The organism is Paenibacillus sp. FSL H8-0104, from assembly GCF_038050215.1.
In the GTDB taxonomy this organism is placed as follows: Bacteria; Bacillota; Bacilli; order Paenibacillales; family Paenibacillaceae; genus Paenibacillus; species Paenibacillus amylolyticus.
On the sequence record NZ_JBBOTC010000001.1, the window covers coordinates 2,503,384 to 2,520,526 of the forward strand.

At 45.7% G+C, this 17,143-nt stretch carries 17 protein-coding genes; 15 read left to right on the forward strand and 2 right to left on the reverse strand.

All coding sequences use genetic code 11. The annotated features are described in order from the left end of the window. Nucleotides 1-30: 30 nt before the first annotated feature. Entirely contained in the window at nt 31-405 is a 375-nt protein-coding gene (locus NST38_RS11310; protein WP_076249830.1) for a VOC family protein, read from the forward strand. 154 nt (nt 406-559) lie between these two features. Continuing rightward, the gene (locus tag NST38_RS11315) at nt 560-1,807 is read left to right on the forward strand and encodes a hypothetical protein (RefSeq protein WP_076249829.1); all 1,248 of its coding nucleotides are present in this window, start codon (nt 560-562) and stop codon (nt 1,805-1,807) included. Nucleotides 1,808-1,810: 3 nt separating this feature from the next. Here NST38_RS11315 and NST38_RS11320 read toward each other — a convergent pair whose 3' ends face one another. Further along, on the reverse strand, nt 1,811-2,776 hold the full coding sequence (locus NST38_RS11320) for a polysaccharide deacetylase family protein (RefSeq protein WP_076249828.1): 966 nt from the start codon (nt 2,774-2,776) through the stop codon (nt 1,811-1,813). A 349-nt stretch (nt 2,777-3,125) separates the two neighbouring features. On the opposite strand from NST38_RS11320, the gene rplS reads away from it, so the two are divergent. The 10 genes from rplS to NST38_RS11370 all read left to right on the forward strand — a co-directional run bounded on the left by rplS (nt 3,126) and on the right by NST38_RS11370 (nt 11,813). Further along, entirely contained in the window at nt 3,126-3,467 is a 342-nt protein-coding gene (gene rplS, locus NST38_RS11325; RefSeq protein ID WP_017689212.1) for a 50S ribosomal protein L19, read from the forward strand. Between the two features lie 304 nt (nt 3,468-3,771). Next, nucleotides 3,772-4,392: a signal peptidase I gene (gene lepB / locus NST38_RS11330; protein WP_036609449.1), complete on the forward strand. Its 621-nt coding sequence runs from the start codon at nt 3,772-3,774 to the stop codon at nt 4,390-4,392. 30 nt (nt 4,393-4,422) lie between these two features. After that, nucleotides 4,423-5,286, forward strand: a complete 864-nt coding sequence (gene ylqF, locus NST38_RS11335) for a ribosome biogenesis GTPase YlqF (RefSeq protein WP_017689210.1) — start codon at nt 4,423-4,425, stop codon at nt 5,284-5,286. Nucleotides 5,287-5,749: 463 nt separating this feature from the next. Beyond that, nucleotides 5,750-6,451 carry a ribonuclease HII gene (locus tag NST38_RS11340; RefSeq protein WP_083669772.1) on the forward strand — a complete coding sequence of 234 codons (702 nt, stop codon included), beginning with the start codon at nt 5,750-5,752 and terminating at the stop codon, nt 6,449-6,451. A 31-nt stretch (nt 6,452-6,482) separates the two neighbouring features. Continuing rightward, nucleotides 6,483-8,540: a hypothetical protein gene (locus NST38_RS11345; RefSeq protein WP_076249827.1), complete on the forward strand. Its 2,058-nt coding sequence runs from the start codon at nt 6,483-6,485 to the stop codon at nt 8,538-8,540. After that, on the forward strand, nt 8,537-8,848 hold the full coding sequence (locus NST38_RS11350) for an EscU/YscU/HrcU family type III secretion system export apparatus switch protein (RefSeq protein WP_036609395.1): 312 nt from the start codon (nt 8,537-8,539) through the stop codon (nt 8,846-8,848). Before NST38_RS11345 ends, NST38_RS11350 begins: the two co-directional genes overlap by 4 nt. After that, nucleotides 8,842-9,240, forward strand: coding sequence for a YraN family protein (locus NST38_RS11355; protein WP_076249826.1), 399 nt, complete (start codon nt 8,842-8,844; stop codon nt 9,238-9,240). The genes NST38_RS11350 and NST38_RS11355 overlap by 7 nt, the downstream gene beginning before the upstream one ends. 321 nt (nt 9,241-9,561) lie before the next feature. Then, nucleotides 9,562-9,723: a paeninodin family lasso peptide gene (locus NST38_RS11360; protein ID WP_139331839.1), complete on the forward strand. Its 162-nt coding sequence runs from the start codon at nt 9,562-9,564 to the stop codon at nt 9,721-9,723. A gap of 60 nt (nt 9,724-9,783) precedes the next feature. Then, entirely contained in the window at nt 9,784-10,980 is a 1,197-nt protein-coding gene (locus NST38_RS11365) for a carboxypeptidase-like regulatory domain-containing protein (RefSeq protein ID WP_076249825.1), read from the forward strand. 281 nt (nt 10,981-11,261) lie between these two features. Further along, nucleotides 11,262-11,813, forward strand: a complete 552-nt coding sequence (locus NST38_RS11370; protein ID WP_076249824.1) for a nitroreductase family protein — start codon at nt 11,262-11,264, stop codon at nt 11,811-11,813. 245 nt (nt 11,814-12,058) lie between these two features. Here NST38_RS11370 and NST38_RS11375 read toward each other — a convergent pair whose 3' ends face one another. Continuing rightward, on the reverse strand, nt 12,059-13,669 hold the full coding sequence (locus NST38_RS11375; RefSeq protein WP_076249823.1) for a YifB family Mg chelatase-like AAA ATPase: 1,611 nt from the start codon (nt 13,667-13,669) through the stop codon (nt 12,059-12,061). 471 nt (nt 13,670-14,140) lie between these two features. Here NST38_RS11375 and NST38_RS11380 point away from each other — a divergent pair, with 471 nt between their 5' ends. From NST38_RS11380 to sucD, 3 genes are all read left to right on the forward strand, one after another. Continuing rightward, entirely contained in the window at nt 14,141-14,596 is a 456-nt protein-coding gene (locus tag NST38_RS11380) for a MarR family winged helix-turn-helix transcriptional regulator (protein ID WP_036609387.1), read from the forward strand. A gap of 243 nt (nt 14,597-14,839) precedes the next feature. Continuing rightward, a complete protein-coding gene (gene sucC, locus NST38_RS11385; RefSeq protein ID WP_036609384.1) occupies nt 14,840-16,000 on the forward strand; it encodes an ADP-forming succinate--CoA ligase subunit beta in 1,161 nt (386 codons plus the stop codon). A 63-nt stretch (nt 16,001-16,063) separates the two neighbouring features. Beyond that, nucleotides 16,064-16,993 (forward strand): succinate--CoA ligase subunit alpha, encoded by a 930-nt coding sequence (gene sucD / locus NST38_RS11390; RefSeq protein WP_074094556.1) that lies wholly within the window; start codon nt 16,064-16,066, stop codon nt 16,991-16,993. Nucleotides 16,994-17,143 lie beyond the last annotated feature (150 nt).

Sequence of the window (17,143 nt, forward strand, 5' to 3'; positions counted from 1 at the left end):
TCACTAAATGAAACCAAAGGCGGTGTAAGAATGAATTACAATATTATTGATCTTGATCATATTCAGCTCGCAGCACCAGAAGGCTGTGAAGAGGAGGCACGTCATTTTTTCAATAAAGTTCTGGGCTGGACGGAGATTCCCAAACCTGAAATTCTGAGAAAACGGGGTGGTGTATGGTTCGAGTGTGGCAGACACCAAGTGCATATTGGGGTACAAAAAGATTTTATTCCCGCCACAAAAGCTCATCCGGCATTTCATGTACAACATTTGGATCAGTTACGTGATCATCTCATTCATAACCAAATTCATATTGTCGATGACGAAGCAAGAGTAGATGAAGGTGTAAGACGTTTTTATATAAATGATCCTTTTGGCAATCGTCTTGAGTTTTTAGAGTGGGCTTAAAATCATTCGTTTAAATCGTTTAATTACGTAGGCACTTTTTTGCAACTTTGAACATTTTTGCATGACCACATAATAGGGTTGTAAAAAATAGGGGTTTTCTTTATGGTGAACTCAGCTGGATTTGAATAACAACGATAAGCTGAGGAGGAAGATGATGAGCATTCAGCCTTATGAAATCGCCAGTCTAAATATTAGCCAAGCCGGAGAACGCTGCAAAATGCTTTTAGGAGATCTAAACGGGGATGGCAGACTTGAAATGTTGCTGGTACAGGCAGATGGGGGTATAGACGATCGGTATGTCCCGCATCAGGTATGTTGTTTGACTGCGTTTGATCTGGAAGGAACATTACTATGGCAGGTCGGAACTCCTGATCCCGATGCAGGGGGTCCGGGTTCAGACTATCCCGCTCAGGTCGCAGATTGGGATGGAGATGGAAATAATGAAGTGTTGTGTGTGATGGACAAACAATTTCTCGTGTTGGATGGCCGGACCGGAGAGATCAAAGAAACACGTGATCTGCCAGGTGATGAAGCACATGACTGCATTATTCTCGCCAACCTGACGGGTAACCAGCATAGAATGGACATTATACTGAAAGACCGCTATAAGACGTTGTGGGCACTCGACCATGATTTTAATTTGTTATGGAAGCATGAAGGGAATCCAGGACATTTTCCATGGGTATACGATATCGATGGAGATGGGAAAGATGAAGTGATGGCCGGATATGACATGCTGGATCATGATGGGACATTATTATGGTCTTGTCAGAATCTCGATGATCATGCTGACTGTATATGGTTTGGCGACGTTGACGTTGATGGGCAAGTCGAGGTTGTCATTGGTGGCAGTGTTACGGTCATGATGGACCGCTACGGAAATGAGAAATGGCGTTATGAAGATTCAATTGAATCACAGCATATTGCGTTAGGCCATTTTTGTACTGGAATGGAAGGTTTACAGATTGCAGGTCTGGACCGGATTGTCCGGGGGGATGAGCATGGTAAGGATGGAATGTTCATGCTGGATAGCGCTGGTAAAGAAATTTGGAAAGAAAACCGCACAACTCGGGGCTGGTTAACCATTATAGAGCCTGTGTGTAACTGGGATGAGGGTGGACTCGATTATATTTTGGCGTATCGCCGAGGGGGAGATGTGTTGCCTTCTTTGGTAGATGGAGATATGAAAACGGTTACTGAATTCCCGAAAGAGGGATATGCGGTACATGCAGACCTGGTTCAGACGGGGAAAGAGCAGATCATCATCTATGACGCAGAGGAAGCAGTGATTTATTCCAGCTCTCCGATGACATTATCACTTACCGATGCAAAAAGAGCCAAGCCTCAGCTCAAAAGGCTGTATAGCTCGACTCTGTATCCGGGCGGTGAAGTTAAAATCTAGATTTTACTGATCATTCTCCGATGCAGGTAATTCGTTCTGCGGATTGGATTTGGGTTGAAGCAACGTCGCCAAATCAGTACCTGTCGTGACCGTCAAGCGAGGCAGCCTCATGGGATGATCTCCTGGATGCACAAATCCAGACTTTACGGTAAAGGCCATGCGATATCCATGTTGTTGTAACTTGTAGATCATCTGTGTGCTGGTATAACCAAAAGGATAGGCCAAATAAGGTGTGTCTATTCCGATTTCCTTCATTTGCTGGATATCATCATCCAGAAGACTGGTGTCCAGACCGACAGGTACGCTGGTCCCACAGCGCATAAATCCCTTATGATGCAGGTTATAGGTATGGCTGTTGAACTCAAATACGTCGGTTGCTGCCTGCATCTCTGGCTTGGAGATGAAACTGTTGATGGCGGGCTCAAATACCGAAGGTTGATCCTGAATTTTACTGCCTATGACAAACAGCGAGGCATGAAAATTATATTTCTGAAGCACAGGGTAAGCTAAAGTATAATTGTTCTGGTATCCGTCATCAAAGGTAATCACAATGGACTTCTGTGGCAGGGAAATCTTCCCGCTAACATATTGTTCAAGCTGATTCAATGTAATCGAGCGGTAGCCTTCATCATGCAGGTATTTCATATTTTGCTCAAAATCCTCCAGATTAATGATGGATTTATTATCTGTCTCGTGATTATTCAGTTTGGGCTCTATGTAATGATACATCAGCACAGGAACTTCTGTAGCGGTACCTTGTTCAATCCTAAAGTTAGAACGATCCAGCGCAGATTGGCTAGAGAAGTCAGTGTGTGACAGCTCGAATGCTTTGCGTTTGACTATGTCCCAGGATGTGCAGGCTTTGTGTGACAGTGCATTCGTTGGGTGAGTTACGGCATATGAATATAGTGTAATGGAGCATGTGAGCATGGCGAGTAGGGCAAGTGTGATCTTTTTCCAATATTTCATAAGTCTTGGGATTCTCCTTTTAAAGTGGTCAATAAGTTATATCATAGACGATATTACTACACTGGAAGTTACAGTATTTTTTCCTGTATTAGGTTGACTTGCAGATGAGAGCGTTGATTCACTTTCCATACGGGAGAATGTATTTTAGAATGAAGTTAACATGTGATGGATGAGTTTCAGAGTGGCAGATTGAACAATAGGCATTTGTTTAATTTCTCTTGTGTTTTGATATGCTGCGTGATACAATAAGTCTGTTATGTGGAATACGGCGGTCCTCTATGGATGATGAAGGAGACAAGGTGATCTCTGGAAGAAGTATGAACGCCTGTATGGAAGGAGGGAGTCATAGATGAATATCGTTCAAGCGATTACACAAGAACAACTTCGCAAGGATCTTCCGAGTTTTCGTCCTGGTGACACTTTGAAAGTGCACGTTAAGGTAATCGAGGGAACTCGCGAGCGTATCCAATTGTTCGAAGGTGTTGTGATTAAACGCCGTGGTGGTGGAATCAGTGAGACTTTTACAGTTCGTAAAATTTCTTACGGTGTAGGTGTGGAAAGAGCTTTCCCGCTTCATTCCCCTAAAATCGATAGAATCGAAGTGGCTCGCCGTGGTAAAGTTCGTCGTGCGAAGCTTTATTATCTTCGTGAACTACGCGGTAAAGCAGCGAGAATTAAAGAAATTCGTTAATATAACGGATACCGGGAAGGGCTTGGAGACAAGCCCTTTTCGTTTTTGTCCGGGAAAAGTTGAACCGGAGGTACACTTCCGAGTAAAATGGTATGGCAACACATGCGGGGAATAGTCCGGGAGGCTTGTAAAATCAGTTATTGATAACATTTGAATTGTGGATTAAATGTACTGTAATGCTTGGTGTAAGATTACATAACTGATGTGAATGTTTTGTATCCATCCATTGAGTTATTGGAACGATACAGAATGCTGGATGTGTGTACTGCTATAAACATGTACTGTGAAGAGAGGAAGATCTTGAATGGAACAAGAAGTTCAACATGACCGGGGCAATCCTGCCGAAGAGAAAGATAGTCGATCCAAAAAAGCCAAAAATGAAATTGTTGAATGGCTTAAAGCCATTGTTATCGCATTAGTTCTCGTCATTCTCATTCGGTGGTTGCTCTTCAAACCGTTTGTTGTGGACGGTCCGTCCATGCAGCCGAACTTTGAAACGGGTGAACGTGTGATCGTCAACGAAATCTTATATGATATCAGAGAACCGAAGCGCGGTGAAGTTATCGTCTTCCACGTACCATCCGAAGGTCGAGATTTCATTAAACGTGTTATTGCTGTAGAAGGTGATACCGTTGAGGTTCAAGACGATACCGTGATGGTTAACGGTAAAAAGGTTGATGAAACGTATATTCAAGGAGCCATTGATGCAGCTGAAGCAAATGGTGGAACCTATAATGTGAAGGATTTCCCGAATGAACAGTTCCCTGATGGCAAAGTGCCGGCAGGTCATGTGTTTGTCATGGGAGATAACCGTCCAAATAGTACAGACAGCCGTATGATCGGTTATGTTTCGTTAAAAGATATTATTGGTCGTGCAGATGTGATTTTCTGGCCGATCGGTGAGATTAAGTGGATCAACCACTGAAATTGAAGTAAATAATGAGGTGAAGACAAGTTGACGATACAATGGTTTCCAGGTCATATGACTCGAGCCAGACGCCAGATTCAGGATAAGTTAAAGCTCATCGACGTGGTCATCGAACTATTGGATGCCCGTCTGCCTGTCTCCAGCCGTAATCCAATGATTGACGAAATATTGCTGGATAAACCCCGGATGATTTTGTTGAACAAATCGGATTTGGCAGATGCAAAAGTGACGCAAGAATGGATTGAATATTTCAAAAAAGAAGGAATTACCGCTTTTCCTGTAGATGCTTCGACGGGAACCAATGTTAAAGATATTCCCGTGCAGGCCAAGCTTCTTCTTAAAGAAAAAATTGACCGTCAAATTGCTAAAGGGATTAATCCTCGTGCGGTTCGCGGGTTGATCGTAGGGATTCCCAATGTAGGTAAATCCACACTGATTAACCGATTGGCTGGACGGAGTATTGCGTTAACAGGAGATCGTCCTGGTGTGACGAAGGGGCAACAGTGGATCAAGGTAGGCAAAGAAATGGAGTTATTGGATACTCCAGGTATTCTTTGGCCTAAGTTCGAAGATCAAAATGTAGGTTATCGTCTTGCCGTAACTGGTGCGATCAAAGAGGAAATTTTGAATGCAGAGGATATCGCCTTTTTTGGAATCAGTTACCTGATGCGTTATTACTGGGACGCCCTTGAAGAGAGATACGGACTTCAGGAGTTCTCCAAGGATGCAGATGATTCAGACAGTGTTATTGCGATTATGGAACAAGTCGGCCGTATACGTGGTTGCATTGTAAGCGGTGGACGTATTGATCTGGAAAAGGCATCACGAGCATTTCTGCGTGAACTGCGAGCGGGTAAAATGGGACGTTTCTCTATGGAAGCTCCCTATTAAAAAAATGGACTCTACACGATGGAGATCATTATCTTTATCTGTTCATTTCATATATACAAGTGCCGAAAGAAGCGGCCGTTACCGGATTACCGGGAGCGGTCGTTTTTTTGTGTATACAAACGTGGAAGTAGAGCTGGAACATACGTCGAAAACGATAAAATGGAAGAGGATTGAAGAACAGTACGCTTTATGGAATTGGCTGACCTATATATCAGGTGCATCTAAATCGTGCTATGATAAATGGTGGTGCAATTTAAATTAGACGAGGTCTGATATATTCAATTTATACCATCAAATACCGATAAATGAAGACATCACTATCTTTATATTGTAAATCTCAAGGAAAAGTTTTACTGAGAGAGACAGGTTGTACAGAACAAAAGACAGAGGATCTACGTCTATATTATAAAAAGTTGTAAGTGATACGTATGCTGAAAAAGCGTGGGTAGAGGAGATGAGCGTTATGGTTGAAAATAATGAAGAGATCGGGTTGAATCTACTGGATACTCCGATTGGACCAAAGAAGAAAAAAGAAGTCAGTGAACCTCGAGATCTGTTGCTCTATGAGCGGGAGTATTGGGACAGTGGATTTGAACGTATTGCTGGTATTGATGAGGTGGGGCGGGGCTGTTTGTTTGGGGATGTTGTGGCAGCGGCGGTTATTTTACCGAAGGATCTCATCCTGGAAGGCGTGAATGACTCCAAGAAATTAACGGAGAAAAAACGGGATGCATTATATGACATCATTATGGAAAAAGCGCTGGCGGTAGGTATCGGGTACGCGGATGCAGAGACAATTGATCGGCTTAATATCAAACAGGCTGCGAGACTTGCGATGAAACGTGCGGTTGAAGCATTGGGAGAAACTCCTGATTATATGCTGGTGGATGCCGAGAAGGTGGATGTGAATGTACCTCAACTGTCCATTATTAAAGGTGATGCTAACAGTCAATCGATCGCAGCGGCATCTATTATTGCCAAGGTAACGCGAGATCGGCTGTGTAAGGAAGAATGGGATACGTTATATCCGGAATATGGTTTGTCGATACATAAAGGATATGCAACAAAAGTTCATCGGGAGCAAATTATGGCATTGGGGGCAACCCCGATGCATCGGCGCAGTTTTCTGGGCAACCTGCTTGGAGAGCAGCAATCTTTGTTTTAAACACGGGTTTGAAGAAAGGAGGGGGAGAGATTTGAATATCGGTTCCATGATAAAGGGGTTAATGGGAGACAGTAAGCCCGGCAATGCCAAACCGCTTGAATTAAAGGAAGGTCAGGTGGTTCGTGGCTCCGTCGTTAGTGTATCCGATGATGGGGGAGAAGCAGTTCTGCAGATTCAAGGTGTGCAAGTGCGCGCCAAGTTGGAGACTCCACTCCGTCCGGGTGAGACCACGTTGCTTCAAGTGCAGCCTCCAGGTGAAAATGGCATAACGGTAATGAAACCTATGACGGGTACACTTGCTGAGCTGCCACAAGCTTCGCTGAACAACCTGCTTAAGGATGTAGGACTGCCGGATACAAAAGGGAACCGGGAACTGTTACTTGCCATGCAGCGTAGCGGATTGCCTCTCACGAAGGATAATGTGGCTATGGTCCAGAATATGATGACTGCCAAACCTGCACAGGTCCCTGTGGAAGAATGGGTGCAGGCGACAGGAATTGCTTTTCAGCGTGGTCTTCCGGTTACGGCGGAAACAGTAAAAGGATTACACCAGACGGTGTTTGGCCCCCCTCTGCACCAGTTGTTAAGCGGGTTGGCTGACCAGTTGGAAACGATGCTGACTCAAACAACAGGTAAACCGCTATTGCCTGGAGAACAATCTGCTACGTTGAAACCAGCAGTCGTGGCTGGTGCACCTGTTGTACCGAATGCTTCACAGACGGAAGAAGGATTGGCTGTATCAGGCAATGGTCGTCAGGTGACTGGAACCGGAACACCTGCTTTGTCAACGCAACAAGGACAAGCGGCATTGGCAGGATCTATATCCATGACGGATGGCGGGGCAGAGGATGCAGGTACTGCGGTGAAAGGAAACGTGCAGACCGGCGGAGGCACAGGAAATGCTGAAGCCGGGGCAAAGGCAGTTGCCAGCAACGTTGAAACGGCTGGCAAAGGGGGCGCAGGTATTCCGTCTGGAACCGGAATACCTGGAGAGAGCTCGCGCTGGGCTGACGCGGGGCAGGCTGGGAGCCGCCCAGGTACATCGGGGGCGGCTACTGAATCTGTGGCTGGCCGTGTAAGTGCAGGCCAGCCTGAAACAGGCGCGGCCGGGCGGACTGACGGCCGCGCTGAAACGCCTGCTGCTGCAGGGACGCCGTCCGCAGCAGGCCAGGCGGCGCCAGCAGCGCCTACGGCAGCGCAGCTGGCGCCCAAGCTGCTGGCGCTGCTGGACGCCCTGCGCAGCGCGTCCACTGCCGCACCGGCACAGCCTGGTGCGGCAGCACAGGGCGCCCCTGCATCGCAGGGCGGCCAGGCGGCTGCGGTTGCCGGAGGCGTGCCGCAGCCGTTGCCAGCCGGCGCTGATGCGCCGCCGGCTGGCGGTAGTGCCGCAGCACCTGCGGGAGCTGCGGCAGTGCACGCGCCTGTCACCCACGAGGGGGACCCGTGGGTGGGGCGCGTGCTGAAGCTGCTCGGTGCGGAGCACGAGCAGCAGGCCGTTCACGGCGCGGCAGTGCAGCCGCGCGTGGGGGATGCGGCGAGTCCGGCAAATGCGGACACGCTGAAGGGCTTACTGCTGCAACTTGCCAGCAGCGAAGGTGCACCGGCGGCGCTTAAGGATGCCGCCGGACAGGCTGTGCAGTATCTGACAGGTCAGCAGTTATTGCTGACGACAGATCGCAGTGCTACTTTTGCACAGATGCACTGGTTTATTCCGATCACTGGACCGGACGGGGAAGAAACGGCGTCTGTCCAGATTCAATCACGTCGTGGATCTCGTGGAGAGCTGGATGCGTCCAACTGCCGTCTATGGTTTGATCTGGACATGAAAAGTCTTGGGCCTACTCTGGTAGATGTCCATGTGGTTAATAACATTGTCAGTCTGCGTGTATTAAATGATCGCGAAGGAATGGGACCGCTTCTGGAGAGCGGACGAGAGGTGATCCATCAGGCATTGGACAAGCTGGGCTATCAACTGCTGACCTTCAAGGCGGAACCGTGGCCTGCGGGCCAGGAGCCGGGCGCGGAACGAAAAACGCGGGCCTCGGACTATAGTCCTGAACGATACAAAGGGGTGGACTTGAAGGTATGAAAGACGAGTCGTCACAACCGGACCTGCTTTCCAAAAAGGCGGTTGCCCTAAAGTATGTCCCTGGAGAGAGTGAAGCACCTGTTGTTGTAGCCAAGGGGCGCGGCAAAGTGGCAGAAGCCATTCTGGATAAAGCCAGAGAAAACGGCGTGGCTGTTCAGGAGGATGCAGCACTTGTGGAGGTGCTCTCCAAGTTGGATCTGGATGAACAGATTCCGGCAGAACTGTATCAACTGGTCGCAGAGGTGCTAACGTACGTCTACCGTGCAGATCGCATGGCCTCAGGACGTGAGGAAAATGAGTCATGGTAGAACGTAGATTGGGTCAGGACCCAGGATTAAAGCTCACACGACAGCAGAAAGGCCGATTAGGTGAAGAGGCTGCCTGTCAATGGTTGCGAGAGCACGATTATCGGATCATTAGACAGAACTGGCGTTGCCGTAGCGGTGAGATTGACATCATTGCTTCCTACGAGGGCCTGATTGTCTTTGTGGAAGTAAGAAGCAGAAGTGGAGCCGCTCAGTACGGTACACCTCAGGAATCGGTTGATATGCGTAAAATGCAGCAGGTACGTTCAACCGCATCCGTATATTTGCAAATGACGGGAGAGACGGAACTTCAGATCCGTTTTGATGTAATTGCCGTAATGCTTGATCAAGCAGGAGAAATTGTCTCTGTGAATCATATTGTTAATGCTTTTTAAGAATTACATTCGAAGTTACTGCTGCATTAATCGATACGAATTGTATCTTTTTTAATATGAGTCGGTCAGTTATTTCGAAGTACAAGTTTAATTATGTTTTATCTTTGCATTCGTTTTAGTTTTAAAATTAGTTAATATATTAAAGCCTTAGTTCCTATTTATACAGGATCTGCGGCTTTTTTTGATTTAACTATGAAATCATTAAACAGAGGATAGAGCATTGATAATAAAATCATTGTATTTCAGAAATTTATAGATACAAAATGTATCATTTGTAATAAACTAAGAAAGTTGAATTTTAAAGAGAGGTTGGTGGGATGTATGAAAGAGCTTCAGAATACTTCGAACAACACAGTAAAACAAGTATGGGAGTGCCCTCGGATGGAAGTGCTGGATATCAGCGAGACCATGAACGGTGGACAGGGGATTTGGCAATATGTTTGGGACGGAGAATTCTGGAAGCTTGAGCTTATGGTCAGTTAATTTAAGAAGTTAAAGAGGAATGTTTGATCAATAAAATAAATGGTGAGGTGTAGTGAGAAGATGCAGACAAGTATCAAATGGATCATTCGACTAAGTACACTATCTTTATGTTTCATTTTGTTTGGAATCATGTATTCCGGAGTTTCTTATGCAGCCGATCCGTCTACACAGGCAAGTGTATCAGGTAAAGTTATTGATCGTCAGGGATTACCTGTCCAGAACGCTACTGTCAAGTATTGGCTTAATTATCGTGGGGATACGTCAGAGAAAAGCGTGAAGACGGATGGGAATGGACGGTATCATATTATAGAGTCCGTTGAAGACAATACGGACATTACTTTTGTAGTTGAAGCAGAGGGTTATGTGACGTACAGACACTATGGCTCCTACGGATTGTCCGGTGGAGAGCAAATACAACTTGATTTTCGTATTTATGAGCCATCCACGATTGTAGGAACAGTCAAAGATCAGGCAGGCAGACCGGTTCCAGATGCTCGTATAAAAGTAACAAGTGTCTTTGATCGTATAGTGAAAACTGATCAGCAAGGTCGATATGCGGTTACAGGAATTGATTACGCCTATAATCCGAACATTGCAATATGGGTAGATGCCGATGATTATATGTTATATGAACAGGATCGCTTGGGTGTCCGGGAGGGAGGAACCTTGAGAATGGATGTTGTTTTGGCAGAGGCGGCACACGTGCGGGGAAAAGTTGTAGATGAGTCGGGCAATCCAGTAAGTGGGGCTAAAGTTAATGCTGGAGGTTCGGCAACAACAGATGCTCAAGGCAACTATTTAATAAAGCGCGTACCAACAGGGGCTAGAACGATAACGGGAGAAGCAGCAGGATATCTAAAAACGAGCCTGAGCGTTACTCTTGTAAAAGGAGATCATAATACGTTTAATATCGTACTTAAGAAGGATGCAGATATTACACCTCCAGTAACCAAGTACAGATTAGTTCCTATTACAGATACTGTGAACGGGAAAATATACATCAAAGGATTTACATTCAGACTTCAGGCAACAGACGAAGTCAAAGGTTCGGGCGTAAAAACAACGCAATATCGAATTAACGGGGGAGAATGGAAAAACTATGAAGGACCCGTCAAGTTTTATGCCCCTGATGTCAAGGTGGTAGAGTACTATAGTACAGATGTTGCAGGTAACCAGGAGAAGTACAACAAAATGGATTTTATTAATGGCACATTTGAAGGGAATGGCACGTTTGAAGGGGAGAGTTACGACGATTGATTAATCGTTGATATGATATGTGAATCAATAACATGAGAATAAAAGACGGTTCTGACTTTATGATCCCTCGTGGTGAATCAAGATTCAGAGTCGTCTTTTCTGTTGGAATGACCCTAACGGTACTGACCTTTGCCTCCCCTTTGAATCTCGTGATCAGATGGGTGTATAATCAAGAAGGTAAACTGGTATTTTATTATGTCATAAAGAAATTATATTGAATGTACAAGGCCGCGAATCACTATTGCGGTTGCAAATGATTTTATAAACAGGAGGTACGGCCGATGAGTAAAGCTACGAAAACAACAAATGAAGTCAGAAATGCGATTCAAAACCGTCGTACGGTGAAAAAATTCAAAAAAGAAGCTGTTCCTACACAGCAGATTATAGAATTGCTGGATACGGCAGTCTGGGCTCCTAACCATAAACTGCGTGAACCTTGGAGATTTTTGTTGTTTACAGGGAATGGACGGAAGAAACTGGCTGAGGCTATTGATGCAGAAATGGGAGAAGACAACAAATTCTCACCCAATATTATGCAAGTTCCATCCGTTATGCTTGTTGTGCTGGAAGAAGATCCAAGACAGAATATCTGGGACGAAGACTTCGCTGCGGTTAGTGCATTGGTTCAAAACTTTATGCTTGCAGCCTGGAGTGAAGACATTGGAACGTTCTGGGTGACCAAGCCATTTTTGTACGCTCCCAAATTCCGCAAATCGCTTGGAATAGAGGCGGGAGAGAAGATTGTAGGCATGATTTATATGGGTTACCCTGATGTTATTCCTTCTGCCAAAGAACGCACACCAGCCAAGGACAAACTCACTCTTTTTGAATAATAAATTATTGTAGACCTTAGCTATATAAGATCCCCTTACGTTTACAGGGGAAATCCACGTACAAGTACCTTTCTTCACAGAAGAGAAGGGCTTGTACGTTTTTTTGTCATGTTGGCGTATCCGCATTATAAAATCTGCATAAGGAATCCTTCTCGATCTTCCTCTGCTGTTTACAGTTTCATGCCCATTTCACTGCCTTTGCGTAAATCGGCCTGTTCTTCCCTCCATATGCTTCTAAAATAGCTTCAAAATAAATTAAGATCCAATTGACGATACTGGATGGCTTCAGCCACATGAGCTGTCACAATTTCACCTTCATGGTCCAGATCGGCAATTGTCTGCGCCATCTTGATAATCCGATCATGTGCACGCATGCTCAGGTTTAACGTTTGCAGCGTTTGCTCTAACAGTTGCTCTGCCTCTTGGGGGAGATGGATCGTTCGTCGCAAAAGCGTGCCCGAAAGCTGGCTATTCCAACGGACTGAACTTTTGGCATAACGTGTAGCCTGAATTTGATGAGCGTGGATCACTTTTGCCTGCATTTCTTCAGAGGAAGGAGAAGCAGCAGACTTGCGCCACTCGCCTGGTGGAGGAACCTCAACCTGAAGATCAATGCGGTCCAGAAGTGGTCCTGAAATTTTGGCTCGGTACGCGGCAACACGGGCTGGACTACATATGCAGCGTTGCTCCTCCGAATGAGCGGACAAATATCCGCAGGGACAGGGATTCATGGAACATGCAAGCATAAACTGGGCCGGAAAGGTGAAAGCAGCCCGTGCCCGACTAATTGTCACTGTGCGATCCTCTAACGGTTGCCTTAATACCTCCAGCACTTGGCGCTGGAATTCAGGTAATTCATCCAGAAACAATATGCCCCGGTGGGCAAGGCTCACTTCACCCGGTTTTGGGATACCACCGCCTCCAATCAGACCAGAGGTGGATATCGTGTGGTGAGGGGAGCGAAAAGGTCTGTCTGCAATCAGGCCTTGAGGAGCTTCTTTCAATTTGCCTGCGGCACTTAATACTTTGGTGACTTCCAACGCTTCATCTTCTGACAAAGGAGGAAGGATGGAGGGTAGCCGTTTGATTAACATCGTTTTGCCCGTGCCTGGCGGTCCAACGAGCAATATGTTATGCATGCCTGCTGCTGCAATCATAAGCGCGCGTTTTACATGATGCTGCCCTAGAACATCACTATAGTCGTCTGCAAATAATGGTGTTTGTCTCGGCTTCCTATCCGCCATCTTATGAGTCTTATCAGTTATAGGAGCAGCGAGGTGTGCATAATTTTTCAACACGACTGGTCCTGCATTCGAATTGTTTGGTATTCCCACTGAACTAGAGGGTTGATCTGGGTTTTCCGGAGCAATATCCTGTAAATGACGAATGCCAAACACCTGGATACCTCGAATCAGTGACGCTTCCTCCACGTTATCCAAAGGTAGGAGCACGGACGTAAAGCCTTGCCGTTTGGCCAGATCCACCATGGATAAAATGCCCGGCACGGACCTGAGCGAACCGTCCAACGCCAGTTCGCCAACCACTAGTGTCCGTTCCTGGGGAGGAAGTACAAGCTGGCCGCTTGTCATAAGTAAACCAATAGCAATGGCTAGATCAAAGGAAGATCCTTCCTTGCGTAGATCAGCGGGGGCCAGATTGATTGTGATCCGCTGTAAAGGATACTGATACCCGCAGTTTTTAATCGCTGCACGGACACGTTCAACGGCCTCACGAATAGCTGAATCCGGTAAACCGATGATGGACGTCTGTGGCAGACCATTGGATAAATCAGTTTCCACCTCGATCAGAACGCCATCAATTCCGTACAAACACGCACTGTGTAATTTTCCGTACATAACAAAGAAACACCTCACTCGATTCTTGACTCCGCATAATACGGGCCAGTCTACGAATTAAGGTGCTTCCTCAGCTTCTATTAAGCATTTTATATAAAAGGAATCATGGAGTCAACCTGTCATTATCATTGCTGTAGTCATCTTTCCTGATCCCTGAATTTTATTTCTGGAAGGAAATCATTAAATTACTTTGGCCAAAATGGCTACGTATAAACTTTCATTATGTTTATTAAATTTGACCCGAGAAAGCGTGAATCTGTTCGATGGACTTATCTATTATTGTTGTTAAATCATGGGGATGAACTGCTGATTATCTTTATGTTTTACACAATCTAATTTATCATAATTAAATTGAATAGTAAAATCATTTGTGCTCAATTATTCTGTTTTTTTTCTATTTTGTGATAGTATAGATCTATAGTTCCTGTATTATTAGGAATAGATTGCACAATAGGCAGGTGAGAAAGACATATGCAGACTGACAGTTTGAAGCTGGATAACCAATTATGCTTTGCCATATATGCTTGTTCACGTGAGATTACGAAGATGTACCAGCCTTATCTGGAGGTACTTGGCGTAACGTATTCCCAGTATTTGGTGTTGATGGTTTTGTGGGAACGTGAAGAATGTACGGTTAAGGAGATCGGGGAGGCTCTCTATCTCGATTCGGGAACGTTGACACCACTTCTCAAACGTTTGCAGTCAGCAGGACTTATTAATCGCGAACGCTCGGCTCAGGACGAACGAAAAGTATTAATTACACTAACCGACTCGGGCCGTGAGTTGCGGAACAAGGCATTATCCATACCTGAATCCATTCAGGGAGATGCATGTTTGAACAGCACAGAGTTTGAAACATTGCTGGGTCAGTTCAAAGGATTGCTGGAGAAAGTTCACGAAACCAACACCAACGCAGCCAAAAAATAAAATCTAGTTTTACATCAAGGAAACCTCAGTTTTTATCTGGGGTTTTTTCCATATATACCCAAGCATTCACAATATGGGATCATACTCATATCAAAATACTGTCTATTAACCATTAGTTTTTTAAGGAAAGCGTTTTAAAAACGTGTTACAATGAATTGGGCTTGAGTGAAAATAGTCAACATTTGTCTTTTGTTAGTCTACCAACCCGCCTTGTTGCAGTCATGTTGATAGGAGGATTCGAGAATGAATATCCATGAATATCAAGGAAAAGAAGTACTGAAACAGTATGGAGTTACCGTTCCAAACGGAAAGGTTGCTTATACAGTCGATGAAGCGGTCGCGGCCGCTGAGGCATTGGGCAGTCCAGTGACTGTTGTCAAAGCACAGATTCACGCAGGTGGCCGGGGTAAAGCCGGCGGCGTAAAAGTGGCAAAGAGTACGGATGAAGTTCGTGCCTATGCTTCCGAAATTCTGGGCAAAGTATTGGTAACACACCAGACTGGACCAGAAGGTAAAGAAGTGAAACGTCTTCTGATTGAAGAAGGATGCGATATCCGCAAAGAGTATTATGTGGGTGTTGTTGTGGACCGTGCCACAGGCCGTGTAGTTATGATGGCTTCCGAAGAAGGCGGTACTGAGATTGAAGAAGTAGCTGAAGCTACACCTGAGAAAATTTTCAAAGAAATCATTGACCCTGCCATTGGATTGCAAGTGTTCCAGGCCCGTAAACTGGCCTACAGCATTAAGATTCCAAATGAACTGGTGAACAAAGCTGTTAAGTTCATGCTCGCGCTGTACACTGCATTTGTCGAAAAAGATTGCTCTATTGCAGAGATCAATCCTCTCGTTGTTACCGGAGATGGAAACGTTATCGCGCTAGATGCGAAATTAAACTTTGACTCCAACGCCCTGTTCCGTCACAAAGACATTTTGGAACTGCGTGACCTGGATGAAGAGGATGAAAAAGAAATCGAAGCTTCCAAATACGACCTCAGCTACATAGCACTTGATGGCAACATCGGCTGTATGGTCAATGGTGCGGGACTTGCGATGGCAACGATGGATATTATTAAATACTACGGTGGAGACCCGGCCAACTTCCTTGACGTTGGGGGCGGTGCAACAACAGAGAAGGTGACTGAAGCATTTAAGATCATCTTATCCGATGCCAAAGTAGCTGGGATCTTTGTTAACATCTTCGGTGGCATCATGCGCTGTGATGTTATCGCCAATGGTGTTGTTGAAGCCGCGAAGCAGCTTGGCCTGACCAAACCGCTGGTTGTTCGTCTTGAAGGAACTAACGTGGAGCTTGGCAAACGTATTCTGGGTGAATCTGGCCTGAATATCGTTCCTGCTGATTCCATGGCCGATGGTGCACAGAAAATTGTTGCCCTCGTAAAATAAGTTCATTCCTTAGTACCGGAGCTGTCCGGGAATTGAAAAATAACCGTAAGGATGTGAAGCAACGTGAGTATTTTGATCGATAAAAATACAAAAGTCATTACGCAAGGCATTACGGGTTCAACGGGAATGTTCCACACGAAGGGCGCATTGGACTACGGAACCCAGATGGTAGGCGGAGTTACACCGGGTAAAGGCGGAACTAATGTGGATATCACGTTGGAAGACGGTACAGTAGCTAGTCTGCCGGTGTTCAACACTGTGCAGGAAGCGAAGGAAGCTACAGGCGCAACAGCGAGCGTCATTTACGTTCCTCCTGCATTTGCAGCAGATTCCATTATGGAAGCTGTTGATGCTGAGCTGGACCTCGTGATCTGTATTACAGAAGGTATTCCGGTTCTTGACATGATCAAGGTTGACCGCTTCATGGAAGGTAAAGATACTGTCCTGATCGGACCAAACTGTCCAGGTGTCATTACACCAGGAGAATGTAAAATTGGTATCATGCCTGGTTACATCCATATGGCAGGGCACGTAGGCGTTGTTTCCCGTAGTGGAACACTTACCTATGAAGCCGTTCATCAACTGACGACACGTGGTATTGGACAATCTTCAGCTGTAGGAATCGGGGGAGACCCTGTAAAAGGCTCGGAGTTCATTGATATCCTCAAACGGTTCAATGAAGATCCACAGACTCATGCGGTCATCATGATTGGTGAGATTGGTGGTACAGCTGAAGAGGATGCTGCAGATTGGGTACGTGAAAACATGACCAAACCGGTTGTTGGCTTTATCGGTGGCGTAACAGCGCCTCCAGGCAAACGGATGGGCCATGCTGGCGCTATTATCTCTGGCGGTAAAGGTACAGCCAAAGAGAAAATTGCTAAGCTGGAATCATGTGGAATCAAAGTAGCACCAACTCCTGCTGAGATGGGTTCGACTTTGGTGAGTGTACTTGAGGAACGCGGTATTTTGAATTTGTGCACGACACATTAATTCTTTTTCGTTATAATAGAAGAAACGGCTCGGAAATGATTTATTTCTGGTAGACCGACTATTATGGTTACGGAAAAGGTAAGCAACCTTTTGTCCTTGAACAGGGCGAAGGGTTGCTTTTTTGCGTTTTTTTTACGGGAAAAGGGGGAG

Excerpts from the sequence above, each read along its gene's own strand:
- NST38_RS11310 (WP_076249830.1), top strand. The coding sequence starts at position 31 with ATGAATTACAATATTATTGATCTTGATCATATTCAGCTCGCAGCACCA.
- NST38_RS11315 (WP_076249829.1), top strand. The coding sequence starts at position 560 with ATGAGCATTCAGCCTTATGAAATCGCCAGTCTAAATATTAGCCAAGCC.
- NST38_RS11320 (WP_076249828.1), bottom strand. The coding sequence starts at position 2,776 with ATGAAATATTGGAAAAAGATCACACTTGCCCTACTCGCCATGCTCACA.
- rplS (WP_017689212.1), top strand. The coding sequence starts at position 3,126 with ATGAATATCGTTCAAGCGATTACACAAGAACAACTTCGCAAGGATCTT.
- lepB (WP_036609449.1), top strand. The coding sequence starts at position 3,772 with ATGGAACAAGAAGTTCAACATGACCGGGGCAATCCTGCCGAAGAGAAA.
- NST38_RS11340 (WP_083669772.1), top strand. The coding sequence starts at position 5,750 with ATGGTTGAAAATAATGAAGAGATCGGGTTGAATCTACTGGATACTCCG.
- NST38_RS11350 (WP_036609395.1), top strand. The coding sequence starts at position 8,537 with ATGAAAGACGAGTCGTCACAACCGGACCTGCTTTCCAAAAAGGCGGTT.
- NST38_RS11355 (WP_076249826.1), top strand. The coding sequence starts at position 8,842 with ATGGTAGAACGTAGATTGGGTCAGGACCCAGGATTAAAGCTCACACGA.
- NST38_RS11360 (WP_139331839.1), top strand. The coding sequence starts at position 9,562 with ATGAAAGAGCTTCAGAATACTTCGAACAACACAGTAAAACAAGTATGG.
- NST38_RS11365 (WP_076249825.1), top strand. The coding sequence starts at position 9,784 with ATGCAGACAAGTATCAAATGGATCATTCGACTAAGTACACTATCTTTA.
- NST38_RS11370 (WP_076249824.1), top strand. The coding sequence starts at position 11,262 with ATGAGTAAAGCTACGAAAACAACAAATGAAGTCAGAAATGCGATTCAA.
- NST38_RS11375 (WP_076249823.1), bottom strand. The coding sequence starts at position 13,669 with ATGTACGGAAAATTACACAGTGCGTGTTTGTACGGAATTGATGGCGTT.
- NST38_RS11380 (WP_036609387.1), top strand. The coding sequence starts at position 14,141 with ATGCAGACTGACAGTTTGAAGCTGGATAACCAATTATGCTTTGCCATA.
- sucC (WP_036609384.1), top strand. The coding sequence starts at position 14,840 with ATGAATATCCATGAATATCAAGGAAAAGAAGTACTGAAACAGTATGGA.